Genomic DNA, 16,055 nt, shown 5'->3' with positions numbered 1-16,055 from the left:
TAATTTTGATTAAAATAAAAGGTGCCAAATTGAAGTGACCCCATAAAGTTGGACACTTTTATTAAGCGGCTTGTAAGGCCTGATTTCGATATTCAACCGGAGTCAGGCCTTTTAATTTGGCTTTAATCCGTTTGGTGTTGTAGTATTCTATATATTCTTCTATTTTTTCAATCAATTCATCTGCATCTTGAAAGCATTGTCCATGATACATTTCTGATTTTAATAGACCAAAAAAGTTTTCAGCTACCGCATTATCTAAACAATTTCCTTTTCTGGACATACTTTGTTTGATGCCATTATTAGCTAGTAGCTTCTGATAATGGCAATTTCTATATTGCCAGCCTTGGTCACTATGTAGTAACGGTTTTTCATACTGTTTTAATCGTGATATCCCTTTTTGAAGCATATCTGTCACCAACGTTAAACGTGCATTTTTAGCCACTTTATAAGCGATTACTTCTTGATTATACAAATCGATAATGGGGGATAGGTAAATTTTCTGTTCATTTACCTTAAATTCTGTGACATCCGTTACCCATTTTTCATTCGGTCTCGATGATTTAAAATCTCTTTTAAGATAATTAGCTGCTGTTTTACCTGTCTCTCCACGATAAGAACGATATTTTTTAGGTCTTACTGTCGATTTGAGATTAAGCTGACCCATTAATCGTTGTACCGTTTTATGATTGAGCTTAATTCCTTCATTTATCAACGCTAAATGAATTCGCCGATAACCATAGCGCCCTTTATGTTCATGGTAAATCGATTCTATACGTTTTAACTCATTTTCATAAGCAGACGGAGTTTTCAACCTATTAACATGATAATAAAAAACACTTTTTGCCAGTTTTGTTGCTGATAGCAAATGTCTTAAGGAATACTGATATTTAAGAGCTAAAACAACTAACGTTTTTTCTTTGTTTGTTGACGTTTTGCTTGCTTCAGCTCTTCCAACTTTTTTAGAACAGCATTTTCTGCTCGTAGATAAGCAATTTCCTCTTTTAATGCTTCAATTGTTTTTTCATCATCACAGTGAGTGGGTTCAATACGGGGTTTCTTCATACATGGTCTTCCTCTGGAATGATATTCAAGCCCTCGGAAACCTTTTTTATGATATCTATCAAGCCAAACAAATAGAAGCCCGGAGGAACTTAAATTAAGCATAGCACTAGTGTGCCCGAGAGACCAATCATTTGTCCACATTAATTTTAGTGCTTGTAATCTTGCTTCGGCATGACGTAAATGAGGTGTTGGTTGAAAGGCGTTATCACCATGAATTGCAACCACTTGGGACCAATATCGAATCTGACTAGAAGATATCGCATATTTTTTTGAAAGAATTTCCGATGATTCTCCTGATAAGAATTCATTAGCTATGATAATTTTTAAATCTCGACTATATTTTGACATAAAAAGACCCCCTGTAATTGGTTGTCCAACTATTGGGGGTCACTTCAAAAATGGCACCTTTTTATATTTTAATTTTGTAAAGAAGTTTCAGATTATGCCTACGTTTCAGTAAAAAAATAGTCCTAAATTTTTGAATAGGAAATTGAAAGAAAAAAATCTGTAATAAATCTATCGAAAATTAAGTCGCAATATATATGCAGTATATAAAAGGTATGAAATGTATTAATGAAGCTAGTTAAATACTGAATGAGTTTAATTTTGTGAAAAAGTTTCAGATCCTGACTATGTTTCAGTAAAAAATAGCCATAAATTTTTGAGTAGAAAAATGTAAGAAAACAAATTTGTAACAAATCTATTAAAAAATTAAATCGCAATATATATGCAACATATAAAAGCTATGAAATGTATTAATGAAGCTAGTTAAATACTAAATGAGTTTAATTTTGTAAAGAAGTTTCAGATCCTGACTATGTTTCAGTAAAAAATAGTCCTGAATTATGAGTAGAAAAATGTAAGAAAACAGATCTGTAACAAATCTATTAAAAAATTAAATCGCAATATATAGGTAGCATATAAAAGTTATGAAATGTGTGAATGAATCTCGTTAAATACTGAATGAGTTTAATTTTGTAAAGAAGTTTCAGATCATGCCAACGTTTCAGTATAAAAATAGTGTTGAATTCAATTGGATCTAAAAATAGTAAAAGATCACAGTAAGATCATTTTAATTGATCAGATATGATCATAAAGTTTTTAAAAATTAGTTAATTAAATTTTTTTTATTTATTTAATATTCAAATTATGTTATCTTTTAACATTTACTTATATTGCGGAGGTAATATATCAATGAAGATGGCTTTTCGACCAACTGATGGTTGGCGTTGGTATTTTGATCGTGAATACGATAGTTTAATGCTGGAAGTTTCATCTGATATGTTATTCCGTTCTTGCTATCCAAGTAAAATGCTAATTCCTGATGTTTTTAGTGAGTTTTCATTTTCTGTCAGTGATGCCGCATCTTACTATCAGTTTCACAATTGTTGTCATTCATTAAATTTGACCGAATCACAGAAAATTCAATTATCAATTAACGGTATTGTCGCAGCTAATTTTTTAAAACCGCAAATGCCAAAAAGTTGGTATTTTTCTCAACAATCCACTGAATATACACCAAAAGTAGCTGATATTGTTAAAGTTTATATGCAAGAAGATGGATTGGAAGTTTGTATGATGGTTGTTGAAGTTGGTGAACATGCATCACTGTGTATTATTGCTCAACCAACTTTTTTCTCTATGAACAAAACTTTCTATTTTTCAGAGGCGATTAAGGTAATGAATGATAGACTTGCTTTAGCGCAGCAATTTGCACAACCAGATAATTCAATTGTTTTAGATGATGAAGAATTAGAATTAAAAGCAATTTCTTAATTTCTAAACTTAACGTGAGTAGTTATTCTCTACTCATTCCTATTTAATTCATTATTCTTTTGATTCAATACTGTAATTCAGATTTGATTTAATTTTGAATATTATATTCTGTATTTTTTAAGCGTATTCAGGTTATGGATTAGCGTTTCCCTAAGAAAGCAGAGTAGACGGGCTCCTCTTCTTTTTTTATAGTAGATACTATTTTATTATTCACTAAATCTTATTTGATCGGCATTTAAGCCACCTTTCATGATTGCTAACCGCATCAATGACAATCCTTTATCCATTAGTTTTCGTTTTATGAATTCATCTACTAAACCATCTTCTCGGTTTTTAAAGTTATAGGATTTGTAATTACTATATTCTTTATCTTCATCAAGATAATATGATTTTTCTAAGTAGACAATAACTCATAAATTTTATTTAATTTATTACAGTTTTTTAACTAAAGTTTTGAGCTAATTCAATATAACTCATACCTAATTTTAAAAGATAAGTAAGATTTGTAAAATTATCGTCATCTAGTTCTTTACGAATTTTTCATCTTTTGCTTTTTTATATCTTCAAATACAATTTGATAGTGATCTTAATAATAAACAGAAATAGAAAGATAACCAAGTAAAATAAATTTTTTAAATATCCAGTGTAACCTTATATTTATATTATAATTTTTTCACTTATACTTATTGTATCTTTTTAATTTATTAAAAATCTAATTGATTTTTAGATAGTTATTTCAATAATTTTATGATGATATCACTCATAGGTATGCAACTACATGCTAAAATTGAGTTATCGGGCTTAATTCCAGATTGCGTTAATGATTTAACTTGTCCTTTCTTTAATAACACGGAGCAACGACCGCATACACCAGCCCGACAAGAATAGGGAAGTGAAATATGATGCTGTTCAAGTTGCTCTAATAGTGTTTGTTGATTATTACCTTCAAATTTTGTATTTTCAAAAGAGATAATGCAAGATTGATAGTTGTTTGTTTCTTCTTTAGGAAAGTTTTTAACATAACTATTAGCGGGTTGTCGTTCAAGTATCTCAACTTTATCTCCAACCGATACAGTTCCATGATTTCGAGCAATCATATTCATGCCAAAATTGATATTTCCTTCCAAATCAGATCTAAAATAACTCAATGTTTTTAAAGGTTCATTATTAGGTAATGGTTCTGTTGTATTGACATTGAACGTTGTTAATACGCAACGAGTACAAGGTTTTACGATATCAAAAACAACTTCGCCAATTTTAATTGTTTTCCAACCATCTTCGGCAAAAGGTAATGCACCATCAACAATAATGTTACCTCGGAATTGTTGAATATCGAGCTTTGCAGGGCACTGCTGCTGCAAATAATTAAATGAAGCCTGATTTAATAACAAATAAGGGTAACCGTCAGCAAAACTCACTGGTATTTGTGGATAGCGTTTAGTTCGTCTTGTTAGATTATGACCAACCCAGCGTAACTGCACATCCTTTTGAAGAAAGTGACTAAAAAATTGATTAACTCTAATTGGTGCAATTTGCGCAGTGAAATGGTTACCCCAAACTTCAGTTGGTTCATTATTTTCTGAAAATTCATCCAAATTAAAACAAATTATTTCTGACGAAGGTAATGAAACAGAAACATCATTACCCATTATAGATGCTTGAAGCTTTAACAATTGCGGAAATTGTCTGGCGGTTATGAATGTACCATCAGGTTCACTAATCATCATGATTCGATCGTGCTTAAAACCACCATCGACGGTATTGGCTGTTTGGAGTGATATACCTGAAAGCGATTTAATTGGATATATATATAACTGATTGACAGAAATCATAATTTTAATATTACATAATAAAAATTATTTTAATTGTAACCTTTATAAGCCATAATTTATAGCTAACAACATACTTATAGTATATATTTTATTGATTATTGGATTAGGATCATTTAATTATTTCTGTAAAAAATTATCTTTACATTAGTCATTATTTCCTAGAGTTTTTAACTTTAAATCGATATTATTTAAAGGTGTTACTTTTTAAAAATAAATGATTTTTTAGTTTCTTCCTTTTTTATAATCCTATTTATTTAATATTAAGTTAATTCAGAATAACTGATCTCTAAAATATAAAAAAAGGTTTTTCCGTTTGGTGTAATGACCGATATTTCATCATCAGCTTTATGGCCAATTAATGCTCGGGCAACAGGGCTATTGATTGAGATCCAATTCTTTTTAGGATCAAATTCATCAGCACCGACGATACGATAAATATGTGATTCGCCCGTTTCATCTTCTAATTTGACCCAAGCGCCAAAAAACACTTTGCCTTCCTGTCTTGGATCAGGATCAACAATGGTTAATATCTCTAACCTTTTTGTTAAAAATCGAACACGCCTATCGATTTCTCGCAATCGGCGTTTACCATAAATGTATTCTGCATTTTCACTGCGATCACCTAGAGCTGCGGCATCTGATACTGCTTGAGTAACACGAGGTCTTTCTTCCCTCCATAAATATTTCAGTTCATGATCAAGTGCCAAATAGCCTTCTCTTGTTATATAATTAGCTTTTTGCATGATTAAATTAAATTCCGTTAATCGATAAGATATACTGAGATACCATGATAAATAATCAAATTAGCCATATTATAGCTGGTGAACTTACTGTAAAACCAGAACAAGTTTCAGCTGCCATACAATTATTAGATGAAGGCAGTACCGTTCCTTTCATTGCTCGTTATCGTAAAGAGGTAACAGGTGGGCTTGATGATACCCAGTTACGTACATTAGATAATCGTTTGAGTTATTTACGCGAGCTTGAAGATCGCAAACAGACCATTTTAAAGTCAATTGAAGAACAAGGAAAATTGACGCCAGAACTTAGCCAAAGTATTAAGCAAACCTTAAGCAAAACTGAACTTGAAGATCTCTATTTGCCTTATAAACCAAAACGACGCACTCGTGGTCAAATAGCGATCGAAGCTGGATTAGAGCCATTAGCTGATAACTTATGGCAAAATCCAATGTTAAACCCTGAGAATGAAGCTGAACAATATCTTAATGCAGATAAAGGCATTGCTGATACTAAATCCGCATTAGATGGTGCTCGATATATTTTAATGGAACGATTTGCAGAAGATGCGACTTTATTGGCTAAAGTGCGTCATTATCTTTGGAATAATGCGCACTTGGTTTCGCAAGTTGTTACTGGTAAAGAAGAAGAGGGGGCAAAATTCCGTGATTATTTTGCGCAAAGCGAACTTATTTCTAAAGTACCTTCTCACCGTGCATTAGCGATGTTTCGAGGACGCAATGAAGGTTTTTTACAATTATCTTTAAACGCAGATCCTCAATTCGAAGAAACACCAAAAGAGAGTTATTGCGAGCAGATCATAACTGAACATCTTGGTATTCGATTTAATGATCAGCCAGCTGATAAATGGCGTAAAGCCGTGATCAGTTGGACATGGCGTATTAAAATTTTGATGCACATGGAAACCGAACTTATGACTACTTTGCGCGAACGTGCAGAAGAGGAAGCAATTAATGTGTTTGCGGCAAATTTGCACGATATGTTAATGGCTGCACCTGCAGGCATGAAAGTCACTATGGGGATGGATCCTGGCTTACGAACAGGTGTAAAAATTGCCGTTGTGGATGCGACCGGTAAACTTGTTGCAACTGAAACGATTTACCCGCATACAGGACAAGCTGATAAAGCGGCAATGGTGGTGGCTGCACTTTGCATCAAATATCAAGTAGAATTAGTTGCTATTGGTAATGGAACAGCATCTCGTGAAACTGAACGTTTTTACCTGGATGTTCAGAAAAAGTATCCAGAGGTAAAAGGGCAAAAAGTCATTGTCAGCGAAGCTGGTGCATCTGTTTATTCTGCATCTGAACTTGCTGCTCAAGAGTTTCCAGACCTAGATGTATCAATTCGTGGTGCGGTATCTATTGCTCGCCGTTTACAAGATCCATTAGCTGAGCTGGTAAAAATCGATCCAAAATCAATTGGTGTAGGGCAATATCAACACGATGTGAGTCAAACTCAATTAGCTAAAAAACTGGATGCTGTTGTCGAAGATTGTGTAAATGCCGTTGGTGTTAATTTAAATACTGCATCAATGATGTTACTTGCGCGCATTGCTGGACTGAATAAAGTGATCGCCCAAAATATTGTTGATTGGCGTAATGAAAACGGTCAATTTATCGATCGCAAACAGTTATTAAAAGTTAGCCGTTTAGGTCCTAAAGCGTTCGAACAGTGTGCTGGTTTTTTACGTATTATGGATGGTAAAAATCCACTTGACGCCTCAGCGGTTCACCCTGAAGCCTATCCAGTAGTTGAGCGAATTTTGGATAAAAATCACAAAACATTAAAAGAGATTTTAGGTGATTCAAGCTATTTGAAATCACTTAAAGCTATCGATTATGTTGATGATCACTTTGGTGTTCCAACCGTGACAGACATTATCAAAGAATTGGATAAACCTGGTCGAGATCCAAGACCAGAATTCAAAACGGCGCAATTTGCCGATAATATCGAAACGATGGAAGATTTGAAAATTGGCATGATTATGGAAGGCGCGGTTACCAATGTAACCAACTTTGGCGCTTTCGTAGATATTGGAGTACACCAAGATGGTTTAGTCCATATATCGGCATTGTCGGATAAATTTGTTGAAGATCCAAGAACGGTAGTAAAAGCCGGTGATATTGTCAAAGTTAAAGTTGTTGAAGTTGATATTGCGCGTAAACGAATTGCTTTATCAATGCGACTAGATGATCCAACTACACCAAAACATGAAGGAAATAAATCAACTAATAGTAAACCTGCTAACCATTCAAAAAATAATAATAGCTCGACATTAAGCAATAGCGCTATGGGTAATGCCTTTGCCGCGGCCTTTAAAAAAGGGAAGTAGTTAACGATCTCCCATCATTAATATTATATATTTATGATGGGAACTTTATTCATATCGGATTGTTTTGTTCAAAATAAGAGCTTTAAATCAGATTAGAATGATTCTTTTAAAATGACGTAAAATCAATTATTAATTATTAATGTAATTTTTTATTGAATGATTCTATTGCTGAAATATTTGCTTTTATAAAATTAAATGATTAAAATTAGCTCTAGCAATTTTAGTTTTATTTTTCTTATTTTCACTTCTTAGTAGTTTTTTGGGTTTTAATATTTTTTTTAAAAGTTTTAATAAATATCTAATGATGAACATTGTTAGAAGCTAAAGTAAAAAGATATTCAATTCCAAAAATTTCATAGCGTATTTTTTTAAAGTTTTATTTGGTTTTATTCAGTAGGATTCTCTTGTAATGGAAATCTTAGGATAAAAAATTAAATTTAAATAAATAGTCAAAAAATTACAGTTAGTTAAAGTAACCAGTTCTATAAAATAAATTTTTATATTTTGTCACATACTCGATTTTAAAATATTAGGTATCAGCGATACATAAAGGAGCATGTTCTCCTTTTTGTCATATACCTTTTGTAAGCATGTTTGTTCGTTAACTTGATTCTATTGAAGATAATCTAATTCGGATAGGCGGAGTAGTTTATGAAAAGCGGAGTAGCAATGAATAAAAAATTTGTTTTTTATAAAAAATTTAGTTTAGCTCACTTAATACTAAATATTTTAATGTTTACCGTCTTACTCAGTTACGGGCATGCCTCTTTTGCCTATTTGACAGTTACTACTGCCAATTACATACAGGGTACTCCACCATCAATACTTGAAACAGCGGATACTAAAATTTTAAATGGTATTCAAGTGAAGTTAAATTTGAAAAATATTGATCCCATAATTATAGCACCGGATTCGAATAAAAAACTTTCGCTTGCTTTTAATACTTCACCAAGTAATTATTCATTTGATGTTGATCTATCGCAATTAACCAATGCCGATATTAGTGATCGGGATGGAGATTATCTAGAATCCTCAAATAGTTTTATTATTCAAAGTATTACTTCAGAATGGAAAGATCAGAATAATAATGTTATCGCTTCGAATTCAACCAACCCGTTAGGGGATAATTTATGTACAGGTAGTTCTTATAAAGGTGACTCGTCGGTTACTGTGACTGTTCAATTTTTTGCGAGAACTCAATACGGAATACCAACCGATTCCGAATCAAGACAAGTGTCTAAAACATTTCCGGTTACTACCAACGATGGTTTATGTTATATCCAGCCTGGTGTATTAGGACTTATTATGACAAATGGTTGGCCAGAAGGCGGTCAAAATGCTTCTTGGGGAGCTGACTGGATAAATCGACCTGATCCATATGATACAAATCAATTTGTTCCCCATAAAGGATTCAAAACGACTGCAACTAATAGCAACGGAAAATACTTCCCTACAACGGCATTTCCATCAGCTCGATTTAGAGTTGTACCTTTAAAATCGATATCACAATATACTTATAAACTTCTTAAAAATCCAAATTCATCACTAAAAAATGTACCACGCAGTTCAGTTCCAGACTCAAAAAGTGAATTTATTTTTACTAATAACGCTCCTAATAGTGGTGATGATTTTGTGATTCAAGTCACCAACACTCAAACAAATGCAATATTCTTCTATCAATTCTCGATCATTCATTGGTTTTATGTACATACTGGTAATCTTAGTTTCGTCTCTCTCTCTGATGCGCAAAGTTTATGCCGAAACAGTGGTGACCGCTTACCAACCCGAGCCGAATTGAGCAATTCTCCGCTTTCATATGATAATAATGTTAATGAAAATTGGTATTTGGCAGGAAATGGTTTTAAGCGAACTATTGGCGATAGCTTAATGGGAGAATGGGGTAAAATCTTCTATTACGCACCAATAAATGGTGACTTGCGCGATATGATGGCTGGCCTCTCCGATTACCAAAAATTATTTAATTATGATTTTTATTTCACCAAAGAGATGTCCCCTAAGGTTGATCCTAATGGATTTGTCCATGCTTACAGTGTCGGAGTGGCTGAGGGTAATGTTATTGTCGAACCAGACAGTGCCTATACTATGTGTATTAAATATTAGGAATTAATTAAAATGATGACTTGCTTGAAGCATCAATAAATATTGCAATCTTTCGGCAAGTTTATCTTGTCAATGCCAAAAAAACTGCGCGCATTCTGTATTGGGATAGAAATAAGTTTAACCTTTTGTTGGCAAAATATGACTAAAGTGACGATTGCTAATAAGCCAATTATTATAAAAACAAACTTGTATTTAAATACAGTTTCATTGGTTTGATAGGTAGGTGTGAAAATGACTTAATTGATCATTGACCTGCATGTTTTTTTAACCCAACCAAAATGTTGTTTTGGGTTGCTAACATACAGGGCATAACGACAATACCTTGTAGACAATCTGTTTTATTTTTGACGTTAGCATCAACCTAGATAACATCATAAAAACGGGTAGCATTATTTTCAGCATGATCTTAAATGAAAAAAACAACTAACATAAATGCTGAAATTTTAGTTAATAGTAAATCAGATGAAGATATTGGAAAGAAAACAATGAATATTAAAAGTAGGTTAATTTCATGAAAAATGATAATAATCATCAATTAATTAAGCAATGTTCATAAAAAATATTAAATTTAGTTATGCTTAAATTATAATAAGATTCAAGCGTTATAAATAAACACTTGGTAACATAATATCTTTCAGACCATAGTGTTTTAATTGATCTGCAAAAGTTTCCACTTGCTGTTTAGTGGCAGATTTCCAAGTTTTGGCAATACCATGAACACCATGATTATGAAAAGCATTAATTCTAACTTTGATATTGGGACTGATTTCTGTTAAAAATTGCGCAAGATGCTTGGCATTATCTTGAAGATCTGTATGTTCTGGTATAACTAAGAATCGAACTTCATATAATTTTTTAATTTTCGCAAGGTAGGTTATCGTATTTTTTACACGAATATTATCTCGACCTGTTAATTTTTTATGTACCTGATTATTCCAAGCTTTAAGGTCAATCATTGCACCATCCATCGTATCGGCTACTTTTTGCCAGCCCGTGTGCGCTAAATACCCATTACTATCGATAAAACAAGTTAGATGTTTTAGATCGTTCGTTTGTTTTATGGTTTTAAATAATTTTTCGATAAATGGTAACTGCATGGTTGCCTCGCCACCACTAACCGTTATCCCATTTAAAAAGGGAAGATATTTCCGAATCATAATTAAAATATCTTCAAGGCTATATTTATATGTCATAGGGGTAGAATGATAACCACAAGTATTAATACAAGTGTCACATTGCTGGCAAGCCGAAGTTTGCCAGATGACCTTATGATTAATAAAAGATAATGCTTGATGTGGGCAGGTATTTACACAATCACCACACTCCTTACATAATGATATGGTATAAGGATTGTGGCAATTTAAGCATTTAAAATTACAACCTTGTAAAAATATGACTAATCGGTTACCCGGTCCGTCAACACAAGAAAATGGTAACAGTTTATTAACGATTGCCCATGACTTGTTCATGACTGATGACTCGCGGGGTACGGCATAGATAACTATTATTTACGGTATCTTCGGCTGCTTCACTACCTAAGAATGTCGTGTTAATACGAGAGCCTTCTTGTTTATATTTGGCAATATCTGAAAGTCTAACCATATAACCTGTTACACGCACCAAATCATTACCACTGATGTTGGCGGTAAATTCTCTGAAACCAAATTGAAACGCAGCTTTACATATTTGCAGTAGGGCTGATGGATTACTTTTAATGGTCTCATCAATCGTTAAAATATCGCTGATACCCGATGTATAGTAATGATGATGTTTAAACAGTGCCATAATATGTGTAACGGGATCAGGTTCATGACCATACGGAATGCGTAATCCTGGTGTTGCTCCTCTATCTGTGCTGATACCTGATTGAGCATGTAACATAGCTTTGCCACGCCATGCGTATTTGATTTCATGACTATCGACAAACGCCGCAAGTTGTTGTGAAATTGTTGAAGCAAGATCATTGGCATCTTGATCCTTACCATAACGGCCAGCAAGGTTAGATTTTTCTTGCAAAATATTGACTGCTTCAGCCATTGCATAAATACCAAACATTGGAGCAAATCGACCTGCGTCTATAATACCTTCTTTGACTAAAAAACTATGAGTGAAAAAGTTAGATTTTTCGTAAAGAAATGCGGATCTAGCTTTAATCAAATTGAGTTGTAGCTGACAATAGTGAGGTAGAGTATTTTGTAGAAAATCGTCAATATTTTTACTGCGTAATGCAACCTCTTTTAAGTTAATTCGAGATAAAGTACTGCCACCACCTGCAACAGGTAATGAGTTGTAACAACTAACCACGCCATAACCTTTATCATCAAAATCTTTTTTGATCATCTCATTATTAGCGATGTGTGGCTTAGCTGTTTCACAAATATTTTCTATTGCAACTGATAGCAATGATTCTGGAGTAATTTTTTCATCATAGATAAACGTTAAGTTAGGAGCGACCTGTTTAAGTTCTCTATCGACGCGTAAAATAATACGGCAGATAACATTGTCAGTCGGACCAATATTCGCATGCATAAACGCATCAGGTAAATTGCGATCGAGCATTATCCAAAAATGTCTTAAACGTTGATAAAGATCTTCTTCGCTAAGATTACCAACATAAGGTAATAAGATTTGATCTAAACATCCTAAATAAACAGGCATACCTGTTACCGATGGAACATGGTGATAAGCAATAGTAAGCATATTTAATGCATCATCAAATGTTTTTGCTGGCTCAAGTTCTAAATACTCAGATCCTTGTTTAAGAAATTTTGCATAATCAGGTAAAACATAGCGAGGTTTGTAAGGTGCATGACCTTCATACATGTCACAAATCACACGCTCATCTAAAGCTTGCTTAGTATCACTATCCAAATCAACATAAGGTAAATTATTTTCTGCTGCTAAGGCAAGTAAATTAGATTTTTGTTTTGGTGACAAATTAGGATCGGTCACAATTTTATAACAGTTTTGTTGAAATTCGGTCATGTTCATAAATACCTCTATATTACCTATATGCTGAGAGCAAAAATTAAATCTTTATCATTAATTAATTAGTTATGAGCACTGAAAATCAATATTATCAGTGCTGTTGATTTTCTATAAATCGTGTTTAAAACTGCAAAATTATTTTTCTAAAATAAAATTCGATGGTTCAAAATCTGTCGCCTTGATTGGAGAATGTTCCTCAAAATACTGTTTTATTGCATCGGCATCTCGGTAACCCGTATCAACATAAGTTGGTAAAGTATTGGTAATTGGGTAGCCATCACCGCCTGCAGCTAAAAAGTCAAGGGTCGTAATGCGATAAGATTTTTGCAAATCAATGGGTTCATTCTTAATTTTAACATCGCTAATCGTATCGCCAGTTTTAGTTAACGTGATATTTTTTAAGTGAGTATAACCGCCTGAACCCTGTTTTTTACTTAATGCAACTTTAAGATATTCCATTAACTCACGGCCGGTTAAATCAAAATAGACAACAGTATTACCAAAAGGCTCAACTTTTAAAATATCGCGATAAGTTATATGACCTTCAATAAGTGAATCACGAATCATACCTCCAGCCATAATACCGATATCAGCATTCGTTTTTTCAATGAACGCACTGAGTAGTAGCTGTCCCATGTTACTTTGTTGATATCTCACTACACTACGATCACCTTCTAGACGGCCAATTAATTCACCCGTTTTAGTGAGTAATTGTTGTTTACCTTGCTCCTGATAAGGTCTTAAGGTTTCTAACAAATTTTGGTGTGGTTGTATCTCTTTCGTGTAATATTCAAGACGTTTAGTGCCATTACCATTATCCACTTCTTTTTTCAGATTGATTGGAATTAATTGATAATTTTGCAGCGTAATTTTACCGTTTAAAAAGACAAAATCAGCACGACCAACGTATTTACCCCATTCATGGGCTTGAACAATCCAAGTGCCATTTTGTTGATCTGGCGCACATGGTGTGCCCGGTACGTAATCGGTAATACGTTTGTTAGGGCTAGCCATACAAACAGGATTTTGTGAGTGTCCTCCCACAATCATATCTAATTCGCCATTTGGCAATCCTCGAGCTAATTCAACATCGCCTGGTGCCATCGAACCGTGCTCACCATTTTCATAATGTCCCATATGAGTGACAGCAATGATCATATCAGGGTGTTCGGTTTTTTTGATTTCAGTAATGATTTTTTGTGCTTCAGGTAAGGTTTTACGAAATTCTACACCATCGGTATTTTTAGGTGAAGCCAAAAAGATAGTATCGTCAGTAGTCAATCCAAATACCGCTACTTTAATGCCATTTAAGTTAAACATTTTATAGGCATCAAAAACCCGATTATCACTGTTTTTGAAGTAGGTATTGGCAGATAAAAATGGAAATTTAGCCCATTTTTGTTGTTCACGAATGATTCTTAGCGGATGATCAAACTCATGATTACCCACCGCCATGGCATCGTAACCAACTTCGTTCATGCCTATAAAATCGGGTTTGGCTTGCAGTACATCAGATTCAGGGACACCAGTATTAATATCACCACCCGATAACAACAATAATTTACCACCTTTTGCGGCAACTTCTTTACGGATCTCATCAACAACCGTCTTTTGGGCTGCAAGTCCATATTCGCCAATATCATTTTGCCAAAAACGGCCATGGTGATCGTTGGTATGTAAAATTGTAAATCGGTAAGATTTATCTTTTTGCCAAGTTGGATCGGTTGATTGTTTCTTAGTTACATCAGCTAAAGCATTAACCGAAAATAACCCCAAAACCGCAATGAGTGATAGTTTTTTATATAATTGTGGATGATGCATGGTGCCTCCTAAATCCTTAGGTGTAATAATTATTCCGTAATCACTTTATAAATTAATTGCGGTTCTATCGCATTATCACTAATAGTAATATTGTCGTATAGTTTTTGTTTAATCGCATCAATTTTATCAGTATTAGCATGAATAGTTAGTAAAGCTTCACCTTCGACAACTTTATCGCCTACTTTTTTGTGTAACATAATCCCAACAGATGGATCGATAACATCTTCTTTGGTTGCACGACCTGCGCCAAGTTGCATTGCTGCAATACCAATTTGGTCAGCAATAATTCTTGAAACATAACCTGATTTAAGTGCTGGTAAGGCAATTTGGTAAGGTGCGCTTGCTAATTTTTCTGGATTATCAACAACAGAACTATCTCCACCTTGAGCTTCAATTAATGTTTTGAATTTTTCTACAGCTTTGCCATTTTTGATGACTTCTTGTAGTTTTTCACGAGCTTCATCAAGTGTTTTGGCTTTATTGGCTAATACGACCATTTGGCTGCCAAGTGTTAATACCAATTCAGTTAAGTCAGCTGGACCATGACCTTTTAATGTGTCAATGGCTTCTTTAACTTCAAGCGCATTACCAATTGCAAAACCAAGTGGTTGTGACATGTCTGAAATAATAGCCATGGTTCTACGACCAATTTGATTACCAATATTCACCATTTCATGAGCTAATTTTTCTGAATCAGCCATGTTTTTCATTAGGGCGCCGTCTCCAGTTTTAACATCTAAGACAATCGCATCAGCACCTGCGGCTAATTTTTTACTCATAATTGAGCTTGCAATCAATGGGATAGAATTAACTGTAGCTGTTACATCTCGTAGGGAATACAGTTTTTTATCGGCTGGTGTTAAGTTGCCTGATTGTCCAATTACAGCAACGCCTTTTTCATTTACTTGATTGATAAAGTCTTGCTTGCCTAATTCAATTTTAAATCCAGGGATCGATTCGAATTTATCATTTGTCCCACCAGTATGTCCAAGACCGCGTCCTGACATTTTTGCAACGGGAATATCTAATGCTGCAACTAATGGTGCAAGTACTAAAGTTGTCGTATCACCTACGCCACCGGTTGAATGTTTATCAACTTTAATACCATTGATTGAGGATAGATCAACTGTATCACCAGAATACATCATAGCACTGGTTAAATCTGCACATTCTTTTGATGTCATACCTTGATAATAAATCGCCATTAATAACGCACTCACTTGATAATCAGGAATGGTGCCATTGGTGTAGTTAGTAATAAAAAATTGAATTTCCTCTGTGGTTAATGCATTACCATCACGTTTTTTTTCAATAATATCTACAAATCTCATTATATCTCTCACTTAAAACAGTTAATCAAA

The 16,055-nt window shown here is 33.8% G+C and carries 11 protein-coding genes; 3 read left to right on the top strand and 8 right to left on the bottom strand.

All coding sequences use genetic code 11. The annotated features are described in order from the left end of the window. Nucleotides 1-61: 61 nt before the first annotated feature. Together GAPWK_RS09445 and GAPWK_RS09440 are read right to left on the bottom strand one after the other, a co-directional pair. Nucleotides 62-1,006, bottom strand: a complete 945-nt coding sequence (locus GAPWK_RS09445; RefSeq protein WP_143423247.1) for an IS3 family transposase — start codon at nt 1,004-1,006, stop codon at nt 62-64. Beyond that, nucleotides 904-1,410 carry a helix-turn-helix domain-containing protein gene (locus GAPWK_RS09440; RefSeq protein ID WP_025315990.1) on the bottom strand — a complete coding sequence of 169 codons (507 nt, stop codon included), beginning with the start codon at nt 1,408-1,410 and terminating at the stop codon, nt 904-906. The genes GAPWK_RS09445 and GAPWK_RS09440 overlap by 103 nt, the downstream gene beginning before the upstream one ends. 846 nt (nt 1,411-2,256) lie before the next feature. On the opposite strand from GAPWK_RS09440, the gene GAPWK_RS09435 reads away from it, so the two are divergent. Next, a complete protein-coding gene (locus tag GAPWK_RS09435; protein WP_051516268.1) occupies nt 2,257-2,838 on the top strand; it encodes a cell division protein ZapC in 582 nt (193 codons plus the stop codon). 731 nt (nt 2,839-3,569) lie between these two features. On the opposite strand, the gene GAPWK_RS09430 is transcribed toward GAPWK_RS09435, so the two are convergent. Together GAPWK_RS09430 and greB are read right to left on the bottom strand one after the other, a co-directional pair. Continuing rightward, complete coding sequence (locus tag GAPWK_RS09430) at nt 3,570-4,670, bottom strand: YcbX family protein (protein WP_038517441.1); 1,101 nt, start codon at nt 4,668-4,670, stop codon at nt 3,570-3,572. 260 nt (nt 4,671-4,930) lie between these two features. Then, entirely contained in the window at nt 4,931-5,413 is a 483-nt protein-coding gene (gene greB / locus GAPWK_RS09425) for a transcription elongation factor GreB (protein WP_025315987.1), read from the bottom strand. A 44-nt stretch (nt 5,414-5,457) separates the two neighbouring features. On the opposite strand from greB, the gene GAPWK_RS09420 reads away from it, so the two are divergent. Further along, on the top strand, nt 5,458-7,764 hold the full coding sequence (locus GAPWK_RS09420; protein ID WP_025315986.1) for a Tex family protein: 2,307 nt from the start codon (nt 5,458-5,460) through the stop codon (nt 7,762-7,764). Between the two features lie 651 nt (nt 7,765-8,415). Further along, nucleotides 8,416-9,885: a hypothetical protein gene (locus tag GAPWK_RS09415; protein ID WP_025315985.1), complete on the top strand. Its 1,470-nt coding sequence runs from the start codon at nt 8,416-8,418 to the stop codon at nt 9,883-9,885. A gap of 602 nt (nt 9,886-10,487) precedes the next feature. On the opposite strand, the gene GAPWK_RS09410 is transcribed toward GAPWK_RS09415, so the two are convergent. The 4 genes from GAPWK_RS09410 to GAPWK_RS09395 all read right to left on the bottom strand — a co-directional run bounded on the left by GAPWK_RS09410 (nt 10,488) and on the right by GAPWK_RS09395 (nt 16,025). After that, on the bottom strand, nt 10,488-11,354 hold the full coding sequence (locus tag GAPWK_RS09410) for a YjjW family glycine radical enzyme activase (protein WP_025315984.1): 867 nt from the start codon (nt 11,352-11,354) through the stop codon (nt 10,488-10,490). Then, nucleotides 11,329-12,876 (bottom strand): YjjI family glycine radical enzyme, encoded by a 1,548-nt coding sequence (locus GAPWK_RS09405; RefSeq protein WP_211306586.1) that lies wholly within the window; start codon nt 12,874-12,876, stop codon nt 11,329-11,331. The genes GAPWK_RS09410 and GAPWK_RS09405 overlap by 26 nt, the downstream gene beginning before the upstream one ends. Nucleotides 12,877-13,008: 132 nt before the next feature. Continuing rightward, nucleotides 13,009-14,694 carry a bifunctional UDP-sugar hydrolase/5'-nucleotidase UshA gene (ushA, locus tag GAPWK_RS09400; RefSeq protein ID WP_025315982.1) on the bottom strand — a complete coding sequence of 562 codons (1,686 nt, stop codon included), beginning with the start codon at nt 14,692-14,694 and terminating at the stop codon, nt 13,009-13,011. Between the two features lie 29 nt (nt 14,695-14,723). Beyond that, on the bottom strand, nt 14,724-16,025 hold the full coding sequence (locus tag GAPWK_RS09395; RefSeq protein WP_025315981.1) for a pyrimidine-nucleoside phosphorylase: 1,302 nt from the start codon (nt 16,023-16,025) through the stop codon (nt 14,724-14,726). Nucleotides 16,026-16,055: the final 30 nt, after the last annotated feature.

It is taken from the genome of Gilliamella apicola, from assembly GCF_000599985.1.
GTDB lineage: Bacteria > Pseudomonadota > Gammaproteobacteria > Enterobacterales > Orbaceae > Gilliamella > Gilliamella apicola.
Note: the sequence above shows the minus strand (reverse complement) of the source record. Positions and strands in the feature narration are given on the sequence as shown.

Coding starts and splice junctions, on each gene's coding strand:
- GAPWK_RS09440 (WP_025315990.1), bottom strand. CDS start 1,410: ATGTCAAAATATAGTCGAGATTTAAAAATTATCATAGCTAATGAATTC.
- GAPWK_RS09435 (WP_051516268.1), top strand. CDS start 2,257: ATGAAGATGGCTTTTCGACCAACTGATGGTTGGCGTTGGTATTTTGAT.
- GAPWK_RS09430 (WP_038517441.1), bottom strand. CDS start 4,670: ATGATTTCTGTCAATCAGTTATATATATATCCAATTAAATCGCTTTCA.
- greB (WP_025315987.1), bottom strand. CDS start 5,413: ATGCAAAAAGCTAATTATATAACAAGAGAAGGCTATTTGGCACTTGAT.
- GAPWK_RS09420 (WP_025315986.1), top strand. CDS start 5,458: ATGATAAATAATCAAATTAGCCATATTATAGCTGGTGAACTTACTGTA.
- GAPWK_RS09415 (WP_025315985.1), top strand. CDS start 8,416: ATGAAAAGCGGAGTAGCAATGAATAAAAAATTTGTTTTTTATAAAAAA.
- GAPWK_RS09410 (WP_025315984.1), bottom strand. CDS start 11,354: ATGAACAAGTCATGGGCAATCGTTAATAAACTGTTACCATTTTCTTGT.
- GAPWK_RS09405 (WP_211306586.1), bottom strand. CDS start 12,876: ATGAACATGACCGAATTTCAACAAAACTGTTATAAAATTGTGACCGAT.
- ushA (WP_025315982.1), bottom strand. CDS start 14,694: ATGCATCATCCACAATTATATAAAAAACTATCACTCATTGCGGTTTTG.
- GAPWK_RS09395 (WP_025315981.1), bottom strand. CDS start 16,025: ATGAGATTTGTAGATATTATTGAAAAAAAACGTGATGGTAATGCATTA.